The organism is uncultured Draconibacterium sp. (assembly GCF_913060805.1).
Taxonomy (GTDB): Bacteria; Bacteroidota; Bacteroidia; order Bacteroidales; family Prolixibacteraceae; genus Draconibacterium.
Map to the genome: position 1 here is coordinate 18,790 of NZ_CAJXTC010000020.1, position 13,234 is coordinate 32,023.

General features: G+C 41.0%; 8 protein-coding genes. 5 read left to right on the forward strand and 3 right to left on the reverse strand.

What is annotated here, in order from left to right; all coding sequences use genetic code 11:
- Positions 1–72 precede the first annotated feature (72 nt).
- On the forward strand, positions 73–1,935 hold the full coding sequence (locus tag QZ576_RS13270; RefSeq protein ID WP_297097948.1) for a methylmalonyl-CoA mutase family protein: 1,863 nt from the start codon (positions 73–75) through the stop codon (positions 1,933–1,935).
- Positions 1,936–2,024: 89 nt separating this feature from the next.
- A complete protein-coding gene (scpA, locus tag QZ576_RS13275) occupies positions 2,025–4,181 on the forward strand; it encodes a methylmalonyl-CoA mutase (RefSeq protein ID WP_297097950.1) in 2,157 nt (718 codons plus the stop codon).
- Positions 4,182–4,525: 344 nt separating this feature from the next.
- Here the strand turns inward: scpA and tnpA are convergent, their stop codons facing one another.
- Positions 4,526–4,990 carry an IS200/IS605 family transposase gene (tnpA, locus tag QZ576_RS13280; protein WP_297097952.1) on the reverse strand — a complete coding sequence of 155 codons (465 nt, stop codon included), beginning with the start codon at positions 4,988–4,990 and terminating at the stop codon, positions 4,526–4,528.
- A 370-nt stretch (positions 4,991–5,360) separates the two neighbouring features.
- On the opposite strand from tnpA, the gene QZ576_RS13285 reads away from it, so the two are divergent.
- On the forward strand, positions 5,361–7,433 hold the full coding sequence (locus QZ576_RS13285) for a M28 family peptidase (protein WP_297097955.1): 2,073 nt from the start codon (positions 5,361–5,363) through the stop codon (positions 7,431–7,433).
- A gap of 145 nt (positions 7,434–7,578) precedes the next feature.
- On the opposite strand, the gene QZ576_RS13290 is transcribed toward QZ576_RS13285, so the two are convergent.
- Positions 7,579–8,160: a hypothetical protein gene (locus QZ576_RS13290; protein WP_297097957.1), complete on the reverse strand. Its 582-nt coding sequence runs from the start codon at positions 8,158–8,160 to the stop codon at positions 7,579–7,581.
- Positions 8,161–8,556: 396 nt separating this feature from the next.
- The gene (locus QZ576_RS13295) at positions 8,557–9,153 is read right to left on the reverse strand and encodes a hypothetical protein (protein ID WP_297097959.1); all 597 of its coding nucleotides are present in this window, start codon (positions 9,151–9,153) and stop codon (positions 8,557–8,559) included.
- Between the two features lie 291 nt (positions 9,154–9,444).
- On the opposite strand from QZ576_RS13295, the gene QZ576_RS13300 reads away from it, so the two are divergent.
- Positions 9,445–10,239: a LytTR family DNA-binding domain-containing protein gene (locus QZ576_RS13300; protein WP_297097960.1), complete on the forward strand. Its 795-nt coding sequence runs from the start codon at positions 9,445–9,447 to the stop codon at positions 10,237–10,239.
- Positions 10,239–13,145, forward strand: coding sequence for a sensor histidine kinase (locus tag QZ576_RS13305; protein ID WP_297097962.1), 2,907 nt, complete (start codon positions 10,239–10,241; stop codon positions 13,143–13,145). Before QZ576_RS13300 ends, QZ576_RS13305 begins: the two co-directional genes overlap by 1 nt.
- Positions 13,146–13,234 lie beyond the last annotated feature (89 nt).

Genomic DNA, 13,234 nt, shown 5'->3' on the forward strand with positions numbered 1-13,234 from the left:
CATAGTGATTCTGAGGTGCGTACATTTAAAACCCCTAATTTTGCCACTCGATTTTCAATAACAATTTTCAACATGGCAGATAAAGAGCAAAAACTGTTCACCGATTTTGCACCCATCACAACGGAAGAGTGGGAAGCAAAAATTAATGCCGATTTAAAAGGCAAAGACTACGAGCGCTCTCTCGTTTGGAAAACTTACGAGGGATTCAAAGTACGCCCGTATTACCGTCAGGAAAACCTTGCAGGAAAAGACTACCTGGAAAGCTTACCGGGAGAATTTCCATATGTGCGGGGAAACAATAAAACCAACAACGATTGGTTCATTCGTCAAAACATCTTTGTTACCGATTTTGAAGAAGCTAACAAAAAAGCTTTAGAAGTGCTTGGAAAAGGTATCACCTCTTTGGGATTCCTTTTCAGCGAGTGTGGTTCGGTTACCAAGGAAAGCCTGGGTGTGTTGTTAAAAGACATTTGTCTGGAAGCAGCCGAAATTAACCTGGTTTGCCCTTGCGATAACAACAACTGCGCAGAAGCTTTTGCAGCTTACGTAACAGAAGGCAAGTGGGATAACGATAAAGTGATCGCTTCGGCATCGCTCGATCCTATTGGTACTTTCGTGTTAAAAGGTAAAATTGAAGAAGATGCAGTAGCAAAACTGGTTCCGGCTGTTGAGGCGGCAAAAGCCGTTAAGAATTTCCGCGTAATTGGCGTTCACGGAAAATTCTTCGCAAACAGCGGATCATCTATCGCTCAGGAGTTGGCGTTCGCGCTGGCACAAGGAGCTGAGTACTTAACACAATTAACCGAAGCCGGTGTTAGTGTTGACGATGCAGCTAAAGCGATTAAATTCAACATGGGTATCAGCAACAACTATTTCATGGAAATAGCCAAGTTGCGTGCCGGCCGACTTTTATGGTCGAAAATTGTTGAAGCTTACGGACCGGAGTGCAAGTGTTCGGCAAAAATGATCGTTCACAGCGAAACCAACCGTTTCAACAAAACGGTTTACGATCCGTATGTAAACATGCTGCGTACTCAAACCGAAGCTATGTCAGCCACTTTAGGTGGTGCACACTCGGTTACTGTACTTCCTTTTAACGCTATTTACGAAGAAACTACTCCGTTCTCGGAGCGTATCGCTCGTAACCAGCAGATCCTGTTAAAAGAAGAATCGCATTTTGATAAGATTGCCGATCCTTCAGCAGGTTCGTACTACATTGAAACACTTACTGAAGCGTTGGCCGATCAAGCTTGGGAACTTTTCCTTGCTGTTCAGGAAAAAGGTGGTTTCATTGCTGCTTTCAAAGAAGGATTTGTTCAGGCAGAGGTTAAAGCAATGGCTGCTGATCGTGATAAAAAAATCGCTCAGCGTCGCGAAAACCTATTAGGAACCAACCAGTTCCCTAACTTCACTGAAAACATGAAAGCTGATTTCGACGGTTCGTTGTTCGAAGCAGTTGACCTGACTGAAGAAGGTGCTGAAGTGGAAACACTGAAACCTTACCGCGGTGCTCAACCATTTGAGACATTGCGTTACACAACCGATATGTACGCTCGTGAGAACAAACGCCCGCTGGCATTTATGCTTACCATTGGTAACCTTACTTTCCGTAAGGCACGTGCACAGTTCAGCTGTAATTTCTTTGCAGTTGCCGGTTTCGATGTGCAGGATAATAACGGATTCGCAACAGTTGAAGAAGGTGTTGCCGCAGCAAAAGCAGCAGGCGCCGACATTGTTGTAGTTTGTAGTTCGGATGATGAGTATGCTGAAATTGTTCCTGCAGTAGCAGAGCAATTGGATGAAGAAATTTTGGTTGTTGCCGGAGCTCCTGCCTGTGCAGACGAGTTGAAAGCAAAAGGAATTACCAACTTCGTTCATGTAAAAAGCAACATTCTTGAGGAACTTAAAGCGTATCAAACAAAGCTAGGTATCTAAATCAAGATCCTGGATGTTAGATCCTCGATTCTGGATATTCAGAATCAAGGATCCAGAATCAAGAATCCAGTATCTAAAATCAAGTTAAAATGAAACCGAATTTTAAAGATATAAATATCAAAGCAGCGGCGGCACAGAAAGACCTGGCTGACTGGACTGCAAAAAATAACATCAAAAAAGACTGGGTAACACCGGAGCAGATTCCTGTTAAACCGGTTTACACCAAAGAAGACCTTGAAGGAATGGAGCACCTGAACTATGCAGCAGGTTTGGCACCTTACCTTCGCGGACCTTACTCGGCAATGTACGCTATGCGTCCCTGGACCATCCGTCAGTACGCTGGTTTCTCAACTGCCGAAGAATCAAACGCATTCTACCGTCGTAACCTTGCGGCCGGTCAGAAAGGTTTGTCAGTGGCATTCGACCTGGCAACACACCGCGGATACGACTCAGATCACGAACGTGTGGTTGGAGACGTTGGTAAAGCAGGTGTTGCTATCGACTCAATCCTGGATATGAAGATCCTTTTCGATCAGATTCCTTTGGATAAGATGTCGGTATCGATGACCATGAACGGCGCGGTTCTTCCTGTATTGGCATTCTATATTGTTACAGGATTGGAACAAGGCGCTACTTTGGAGCAACTTTCAGGAACAATTCAGAACGATATTCTGAAAGAATTTATGGTGCGTAACACATACATTTACCCACCTGAGTTCTCGATGAAAATTATTGCCGACATTTTTGAATTCACTTCTCAAAATATGCCGAAGTTTAACTCGATCTCAATTTCGGGTTACCATATGCAGGAAGCCGGTGCAACTGCCGACATTGAAATGGCATACACACTTGCCGACGGTTTGGATTACTTACGTACAGGTGTTAAAGCCGGTTTAGATATCGATGCTTTTGCGCCACGTTTGTCGTTCTTCTGGGCAATTGGTATGAACCACTTTATGGAGATTGCAAAAATGCGTGCTGCACGTATGATTTGGGCAAAACTGGTTAAACAATTTAACCCGAAAAACCCAAAATCGATGGCATTGCGTACACACTCGCAAACTTCAGGTTGGTCGTTAACTGAGCAGGATCCGTTTAACAACGTTGGCCGTACTGCTATTGAAGCAATGGCTTCAACATTGGGTGGAACTCAAAGTTTGCACACTAACGCGCTTGATGAAGCGATTGCATTGCCAACCGACTTCTCGGCACGTATTGCACGTAACACTCAGTTGTACATCCAACAGGAAACTGAAATTTGTCGTTCAGCCGATCCATGGGCAGGTTCGTACTACGTTGAGGCGTTAACACACGAGCTGGCACAAAAAGCATGGGCACATATCGAAGAAGTTGAGAAACTTGGAGGTATGGCCAAAGCGATTGAAACCGGTGTACCAAAAATGCGTATTGAAGAAGCTGCAGCACGTGCACAAGGACGTATCGATGGTGGATCGCAAACAATTGTAGGTATCAACAAATACCGTTTAGAGAAAGAAGATCCGATCGACATTCTGGATATCGATAACACTGCAGTTCGTAAATCGCAAATCGAGCGTTTGGAAAAACTGCGTGCTGAGCGTAACGAAGAAGACGTACAAAAAGCGTTGGCAGCAATTACAAAAGCTGCCGAAACAGGCGAAGGCAACTTATTGGCCTTGTCGGTTGAAGCCGCTAAAAAACGTGCTTCGTTAGGTGAAATTTCAGATGCTTGCGAGAAAATTGCAGGACGTTACAAAGCAGTAATCAGAACTATTGAAGGCGTGTATAAAGCAGAAGCACAAGACAAGTCTGAGTTCCAGGAAGCTCAGGAGCTGGCTAAGAAATTTGCAGAAATGGAAGGTCGCCAGCCACGTATTATGATCGCTAAAATGGGTCAGGATGGTCACGACCGTGGTGCAAAAGTTGTTGCTACCGGTTATGCCGACCTTGGTTTCGACGTTGATATGGGACCATTATTCCAGACTCCGGAAGAAAGCGCTAAACAAGCCGTTGAAAACGACGTGCATGTTGTAGGTGTTTCTTCACTGGCAGCAGGTCATAAAACACTGGTTCCTGCGATTATCGAGGAGCTGAAAAAACTGGGTAGAGAAGACATCATGGTTATTTGCGGTGGTGTAATTCCTCACCAGGATTACCAATACTTGTACGATGCAGGTGCAGTTGCAATTTTTGGCCCTGGTACCAGCGTTGCAGGTGCAGGTAAAAAAATCCTTGAGATTTTGATCGAAGCTTATAAAGAAGACTAAGGGATTCGCGGTTTTCAACCGCGAGCACAGGAGGTTACAAACCTCCCAACCCGTTAAGATATAAAGCCGGTTCCGTTTGGGACCGGCTTTTATTTTGCCTGAAATATCCAACCCGCACCGGGTTGTGTTTGCAACATTTTACAATGTTGCTATTATAATCGAACGCATTCTGCGTTCTTTTCTTTCGTTAATTTAAACCAAATGATTAAACTCGGTACGAGTTTGATTTTAGTAGCAAGAATATCAATCAAAAAAAAGAATCCGGTACGGATTCGATTATAGTAACAATACCAAATATGTGAATAGGAAAACCAAAACCCGGTACGGGTTTGATAAACCACCGGCTAATCAAAAAATTCAAACAGGTAACTGGTATCAAAATCCACCTCAAATTTCTCCAGGAAATCAAGATATTCCTCCCGAAATGATTTCTTCCGGTGATGTTCCTTCTGATTCAGAATATAATTCACGACCCTGTCAATCTGCGATTTGCTGTACGAAAAACAACCATAACCCGCCTGCCATTGAAACTTGCCCGGAAACCAATTCTTTTCGTTTATAAAATTCGACGATGCACGTTTTATCTCTTTAATCGTTTCCGATGGTGAATGTTTCGGATTAAAGCTCATAAAAACATGAACATGGTCGGGCATTCCATTAACAGCGTAACTTTTGTGTCCCATCGAATCAATCAAGCCTGCAATAAACGGGAAGACTTCTTTCTGATGATTGGGTTGAATTAAAGCCTCGCGAAATTTGACTGCAAAAACAAATTGTAGATAGATTTGGGTGTAGGTGCCTGGTGACATTTTTCTTTTAAAGGTACAAAACTGTAGATAAAATATCCAACCCGTACCGGGTTGTATTTGCAACATCTTACAATGTTGCTATTAAAATCGAACGCTTACTGCGTTCTTTTTCTGCGTATTCTAATTCGTTCAAATAATTTAAAACTTGTTACGAGTTTGATTATAGTAACAACAACCGCAATCCAAAAAAAGAATCCCGTACGGATTCGATTATAGCAACAGTACACAAAATGTTGCAAAATGCAAATAATAGCAAACGTTTTATTACAAGGGAAAACATTGTATTGCAAATATGACATCAATCAGCTCACAAAAATGAAATTATGCTACTTTTACCAACACAATTAAGTCAAAAACTAAAATCATCAACATGAAGAAAAATCTCTCTTTTATTTTACTATTTCTATTCAGTGTTACCAGTGCAGTTGCACAATACACACCGTTTTACCAATACACTTTGCTGCCTCCTGAAGTGATGGATGAAATTATAGGAGAATCATCAGGCGAAACCGCAATAAACCATGTAATTGAAATGGTGGGTTATCAGCGTAACCGACCTGTAAGTGAATATGGTTCAGCCTACTTCCGTGAAGGCAAATACGTACTAGACAAACTAAATGAATACGGAATAGCCGGTGCCAAAATAGAACGTTTCGACGGCGGCGAAACCTGGGACGGAATAAAAGGAGAATTATGGGAAGTTGAGCCGGGCAGAATAAAACTGGCCGATTATAAAGATATTGCCCTTTCGCTAGCGGAAGGAAGCAAACCAACCGATGTAACTGCCGAATTAATTTGGGTGGAAGAAGGCCTGGAAAACGACTTTGAAGGATTGGATGTAAAAGACAAAATTGTAGTAACATCCGGAATGGTGAGCAGAGTTCACAACACAGCTATTGAAAAAGGTGCACTTGGTGTTGTTGCCTTTGGCTCGAGCCGCGAACTTACTGCTCCGCTTGCCATTCCCGCCAGTGGAATCAGAGGCGAAAACGCCACTTTTGGTTTTTACCTCACACCACGTGAAGGTTACAAATTACGCGACCGCCTGATTCGTGGCGAAAAAATTAAAGTGCATGCCGTTGTCGAGTCGCAAATGTTGCCTTACGATTTACAGGTGCCAACCTGTGTTATTCCGGGCAGCGATCCAGATGCCGGCGAAGTTATTCTTTCCGCACATATTTTCGAAGGATATACCAAACAGGGAGCCAACGACAACGTTTCGGGTGGTGCTGCCATTCTCGAAGTGGCGCGTATTATCAACCAGTTGGTTGCTGACGGCCGCGTTCCACAACCCAAAAGAAGTATTCGTTTTATCTGGGTGCCTGAATTCTCGGGAACAATTCCATGGGTGAGCGCCCATGCCGATATTATGGAACAAACGCTTTGTAACATTAACCTCGACATGGTTGGACTGCACCTGAAAAGCAACAATTCGTTTTTTAGTATGATGCGCACCACATTTGGGAATCCGCACTATATTAATGATGTGATGGAAAATTACTTTGTGTACATGGGCGAAGCAAACCGCGAAATTCTTGCCAACCGGAGAAACAAAAGAATTGCGAACCAGATTATCGCGCCGAGTGGAACCGATGATGCCTTTTATTACCAGATCGAGCAACATTACGGTTCATCCGACCACGAAGTATTTAATAACTGGACCACACATGTGCCGGGAGTTATGCTGATTACCTGGCCCGATATGTACTACCACACCTCGCAGGATACTCCGGATAAACTTGATGCTACACAAATGAGACGCGCTGCGGTTATTGCTGCAGCAGGCGCTTATAACATCGCCTCTGCCGACGAAGAAATGGCCGGGTCGATTGCAGAAACTTCATTTACTTACGGATCGAAAAGAATGGGTATTGAACTGGGTCGTGCTTTAGATGAATTAAGATATGCCGATGCGGAGTCGTTTGAAACCACCTGCAAAAAAGTTAAAGCTTATCTGGAAACAACTTCCAATAGCGAGCTAGCAACACTTCAATCGGTTACAGAACTGGCTCCGGATAGTAAAATGTTGGCATCGCAATTGGAAACACTGTCTGCATCAACAAAGCAGCTTTTTGATGCCAACTCGGTAATTCTGGATAATCAAATTGAACTGACAGCCTCAAAACTTGGCGTAAAATTTCCGTCGTACAAGCTTACAAAACTGGAAAAAGAAGCCAGCGAATTTATTCCTGTTCCTTCGGAGAAAATACAGGTTGGTGCTTTCCGTGTTGAAGGTGCGGTGCGTCAATTACCAAAAGATGTTCAGGAAAAATATCCTTACAAAAACATTGCATCCACTACCGAACTTTGTACTTTGATTAACGGAAAAAACAGCGCTTTAGATATTAAAAAGATGCTGGATACCCAACACAAAGAAGTTTCGGATTTGCAAGATGTTTTAAATTATTGCGAGTTACTGAAAGAAGCAGAACTTATTAAATAACACAACAATTCATCGTATGACTTTGAGTCATACGATGAATAAGAAAGTTGAAGCCGGTTCCGTTTGGGGCCGGCTTTTATTGTGCATAAAAAAGGCGGACTCCCGTGCAGGAATCCGCCTTCAACCTTTTCTCTTAAAACGCGCCTTAATCAATTACTACACTATGCTCGTAGATATTCATTTTGTTGGTTAAAACTACATCGTAAACACCGGAATTCAGATCCGACAAATCGATGGCTTTATGTATCTTAAAATCTTTACCTAAGGCAACTTCTTCTAATAATGTTCGATTCTCGTATACGTACAATTTAATGTCTTCATTTTCAAAGTTCAAATACGATAATTTAATTAGGTCGCCTTCCCTGTGAAAATAAGGATCAACCGTTTTTCGTACATCTTCTACTTCAACTTCGCCGTAATTAATTGACAACTGCTTACTAATTTCCTCATCACCTGTTCTCACATAATACCAGTATGTTCCATTGTCAAGATCCGAAAAGTCGTAACGTTTCTCCAGTTCAGCTCTTGGAATTTCTGTTTCCATCTGATAAATACTGTTTCCGTATTCATCGGTTAATTCAATTTCGAAATGTTGCATTTCGCCTGTTGAAATCTCCACCACTGTTGCGTCAGCTTCACCAGCCTCCATGTTTACTCTTAAGTTTCCTGTTGCCATTGCAACGCTTGCTACAAGCATTGCAAAAAGTCCTACAAATAATGTTTTCATGATTCTAATTTTTAATTTTCTGTTCTTTCTTGTTTTCTATAAGTGAAAGGAATCAAGACCTTGTTTTGTTTATTCTTTTCGGGCATATCTTAAACAAATGGCAAGTAAACAGATTCAAACATCAATAATAACAACCTTTTCCGAATGATGTTAATGTGTTGTTAAAACCTAAATATGACGAAGAAAGCATTGGATTGATGCCTGAGCAAACAAAAAGTAATTCAGAGGCTTGCAGTTAAGAAATTAGATTTGGTCAATGATAAAAGCAGCTCATTTCTGCAAAAAAATACAACAGAGACCATTTCTTTGGCTCATATTTTAGCACAAAAAAAAGCGAATCCGTGGATTCGCTTTACCAAAACTAACTAATTTAACTACCTAAACTTACGAAAAATATTAATTGAGAGTTATTTCATATTCATAAACACCATGCTTACTTACCAATACAGCTTCGTAGCTGCCATTGTCAAGTTTCGAAAGATCGATGGCGTGGTTAACTGCAAACTCCGATCCCAACACATCTTCGTGAACCAGACTGTTACTTTTTTCATCGTACACATATAATGTAACATCACCAGCACCATGATTCAGGTATGAGATATTCAATTGATCATTGTTCATTCCGAAATAAGGATCTACCTGTTTCATTTGGTCGATAACTTTTACATCGCCGTTTTTTACGGCCAACGTAGTTACATTTTTCTCGTTATCAAGTTTTACCGAGAAAGTGTATTCGCCGTTACTTAATTTCGAAAAATCATACGTATTCAAAACCAGCGTTAGCGGTTGCTGAATTTGTTTGTAATAAATAAGGTCGTTGCTACTGTTGCGGATTTCCATTTCAAATTGGCTTTCTACCGCGTTGGTAACACGAACGTGTGCTTCAGCACCTTCGCCTTCCGAAATGTTTACACTTAGATTTCCTGTCGCCATTACGGCTCCTGCACTTAGTGCAAGAGCAACTGTTAAAAGAATTTTGTTTAATCGTTTCATAACTTGCTATTATTTAATTGTTTTCAGTTCTATGACAGCAATATATGGATAAAGTTTAATTCGATCACGTTAACTAATTGTTAAAGACCTTTTTGTCTTTTATTATCAGGTAGTTATACCCGTGTTAATGTCATGTTAACTGCTAAAATCGTCGAAAACGGGCTCAAACCGGGCGATTCGAAAAGAGTAAAAATTACCGTTTATTCGCCAGAACCTACCGCTTATTTGCCAGAACCTACCGCTTATATAAAAACAAAATATTTTTTACAATTAATCCTATCTTTGTTAGTAATGACTAAATACAACGCCATAATTATCGACGACGAAAAGAATGTGCAGGAGGCTTTAAAGATCTTACTTCAGCGCAATTGTCCGAATATTAACATCTGCGACACGGCCGGTTCGGCCAGCCAGGGACGCGATTTGTTAAATCAGTGGGATGTGCAATTAATCTTCCTCGATATTTCGATGCCCGGAGAGAATGGATTCGATTTTTTGGCCAGTATTCCGAAAGAAGATTACGCTATTATTTTTACCACAGCCTACGAAGAATATGCCTTGCGAGCCATTAAAACAAACGCAATTGATTACCTGCTAAAACCCATCGATCCGGAGGAGTTGAAAGAAGCAGTAATCAAAGCAACATCGCACCTCGATCTTCGCAAGCAAAACCAGGACATTCAAAAAACATATGGCGAATCGTTGAACAATCTAACCGAGCAAGCGAACGACGGATTTGTTTATGCCCCCAAAATAACGGTAATCGAAAAATTTGGTTTTAAAATAATTGAAGTAGACAAGATCAGGTATATTGAAGCCGATGGCGCTTATTCCGTAATTCATTTATCGGATTTGGACAAAGTAGTGTCGAGTAAACCGGTAGGAGACATTGAAAAAATTCTCGATCCTTCCTACTTTGTGCGCATTCATAAATCCACGTTGATAAATCTAAATTACCTCCGTGGTTTTTCGAGTTTCGAAGGCAACTACGCCGTAATGGACGACCAAACAGAACTGGCCATTTCGCGCAGAAAATACACCGAGTTCAAGGAAGCTGTTTCAAAATATTCCAAATCAATTGAATAGTGAAAAAATTCCTGTTAATACCTGCACTTATTTTATTCATCACTCAGCTTGTTTGCGGACAAAATCCGTTTATAACAAACTATACAATTGCCGATGGATTGCCCACCAACAAGGTGTTTTGTGTATTGCAGGATAAGAATGATTTTATGTGGTTTGGTACTTCTGCCGGCGTTGTTCGTTTCGACGGGACAAGCTACGTTCGGTACACTACCAAAGACGGGATGAGCTACAATCGCGTCGTTCGTATGAAAGAAGATTTGGAGGGCCGGATTTGGTGCCTGAATATTGATGGTTCGGTTAACTATATTTATAAGAACAAGGTTTTTAATGAGAAAAATGCCCCCTTCCTGAGTGAAGTAAGAACCAATTTTTATTATCACGATCTGTATCAGGATAAAGACTCAACCATATACTTCTTTAATGGCACCGGAGAAGTTTCAGTTGTAAAAGGCAACACTTTTATCGATTATTTACCGTCGAGTTTAAACGGGGCTGTTATTTTTAATATCACCCGAAACACAAACGACAACCTCCTTTTTTGGGACAGTAACCGGATAGTTGAAAAACGTACTGTTGATGAAATAATAGAAACTCATCCGCTTGATTTTAACGTTACCCGTGTTACCACATCGCCCGAAGGAGTTACCTACGTGTGCGATATGGATGGAAATATTCATCTGTTTCAAGGCTCGCGACTGGTTTCGAGAAACTTTGTACACATTGATGCGCAGGTAGTAAACGACATGCTTATTAAGGATGAATTGTTGTGGGTGTCGACATTCGACAACGGACTGTATTGTTTTAAAAACGACAGCCTGATCTTTCATCATGCGATGAATAAAATTCAAAACCTGGTGCTCGATGCTCAAAACAATTTATGGACAAGCTCAACTACCTACGGTGTTTTAAAAATAAACGACGGCATACTAAAATACCAAACAATTGAGGCCGAACAGTTTGAAGAAAAGGGAGTAAGAGCAATTGCCCCATCGAACGATGATTTTTTGTGGCTGACCAATGGCGAGTCAATATATATTTTTAAAGATGGAAAACTCTTCGATAAGAAAATCGATGTTGGCGAATACATTCTCGACGAAATTACCCAAGTAAGCGATAACACATTGCTGATAAGCGGCATAAGTACGCCCTTATACATTTACAAGAACCTTAGAATAGATACGCGAAGCAACACCATAAAATACGATGATTTAAACAAGTCGAATATCCATGTGAGGAAACCGGTAGTCGATCCTTCCGAATCGAGGGTGAGTTTTTATTTAAACGACAATTTATTCTTTCGCGAGTTGAGAGACAACTACCCGCAATTTCGCATTCCCTATACCGACTGGGGCCGAATACGCAATATATTTCTGAATTACAAAAACGATTTAATTGTAAATGGAAACACAAACCATGTGGTTTCAGGTGGCCGTATTTCCGACGATTCAATTTACAGCGCATTCAACGGGAAATGGATCGCTTCGAACATTACAATCGACTCAAGCAGCGAGATTTTACAGATTGAAGAAGCCGATAAATCGGAACTCTTTTTAGTACATAACGATAGTACTTACCAACTTATCGACAATCTTGAAGATCATATCAGTCTAAAAATAAAGGATATGATTTACTACGACAAAACGCTTTTTCTGTTTAATCAGCAAACGGTTTATTTCATTACCAATCCTTCAGCAATAATCCATGGCGAACCTGCAGTGCTTAACCGCCTGAACATCGCTTTCAACAATATTAACGACCTGTATTGCCAAAACGAAGTTTTGTATGTTGCTTCCGACGACGGCCTAACATTAATTCCGGTAAGCGAATGTGTTAATGCCGTTTTGATACCTACAAAACCTTATTTTTCGAAAGTTACAGTCGACGAGAATGAGATCGATCTGGCCGAAAGAGAAATTGCATACAAAAGTAAAGACCGTTTAAATATTGAATTTTCGAGTCTTAATTTCTCCTCATCAGCATCAAACTACGCCTACATGCTCGAAGGTGTAAACAACGATTGGATTACCGGTTCCGAAAAACAGGTGGTGTATTTTAACCTAAAACCTGGCCACTACACGTTTAAGCTAAAATCGAGAAAAAATATGGAGCCTTACAGCGAAGTAATCGAACTTCCGATTACTGTCGTTCCTACTTTCTTTCAACGTTTAATTACAAAAATCGGGGCACTACTCATCCTGTTGTTTTTGGGATTTCTGATAGTTAGAGGCTACTACCGCCGACAACTTCGTGAGCGCGAAAAAGACAACCAGTTGGTTACCCTCGAAAACCGGGCTTTACAATCGATGATGAATCCTCATTTTATTTTCAATTCGCTGGGATCGATTCAGAAATTTCTTCTTCAAAATAAATCGGAAGAAGCCGGTGCTTATCTTTCACGTTTTGCGCGACTGATCAGGCAAACCATGAATTCGATTAAATCGAACTCTGTCTTGCTGGATGATGAAGTGGAACGTTTGAGAAACTACATTGAGCTGGAACAATTCAGAATGGAAAACCATTTTGATTTTAGCGTTCTTATAGACGAGCAGTTGGAACAAGACGATTATTTTATTCCGTCGATGATTGTTCAACCCTTTGTTGAAAACGCCATTTGGCACGGTGTTTCGCAACTTTCGGACAAAGGAAAAATTACCATCCGTTTTAACTACGTAAATGAAAAAAGTATCCGCATTGTAATTGAAGACAACGGCATTGGTTTCGAGAAATCAAAAGCATTCTCGAAAAACAAAAGCCACCTGAACATGGCATCGAACCTTACGCAAAAACGGATTCAGCTAATTGGCGAAAAATACCAGGTAAAAACGCAACTGAGTTACGAAGAACTCTCCCCCGGCGAGACAAATCCGGGTGCAAAAATTACACTTTTGGTTCCAATAGTTGAATAATGCCCAAAAAACCACTTATTCGCTAAAACCTACCGCTTATTCGCCAGAACCTACCGTTTATAAATTACCAAATTTTATTTCACATCATT

Excerpts from the sequence above, each read along its gene's own strand:
- QZ576_RS13270 (WP_297097948.1), top strand. The coding sequence starts at position 73 with ATGGCAGATAAAGAGCAAAAACTGTTCACCGATTTTGCACCCATCACA.
- scpA (WP_297097950.1), top strand. The coding sequence starts at position 2,025 with ATGAAACCGAATTTTAAAGATATAAATATCAAAGCAGCGGCGGCACAG.
- tnpA (WP_297097952.1), bottom strand. The coding sequence starts at position 4,990 with ATGTCACCAGGCACCTACACCCAAATCTATCTACAATTTGTTTTTGCA.
- QZ576_RS13285 (WP_297097955.1), top strand. The coding sequence starts at position 5,361 with ATGAAGAAAAATCTCTCTTTTATTTTACTATTTCTATTCAGTGTTACC.
- QZ576_RS13290 (WP_297097957.1), bottom strand. The coding sequence starts at position 8,160 with ATGAAAACATTATTTGTAGGACTTTTTGCAATGCTTGTAGCAAGCGTT.
- QZ576_RS13295 (WP_297097959.1), bottom strand. The coding sequence starts at position 9,153 with ATGAAACGATTAAACAAAATTCTTTTAACAGTTGCTCTTGCACTAAGT.
- QZ576_RS13300 (WP_297097960.1), top strand. The coding sequence starts at position 9,445 with ATGACTAAATACAACGCCATAATTATCGACGACGAAAAGAATGTGCAG.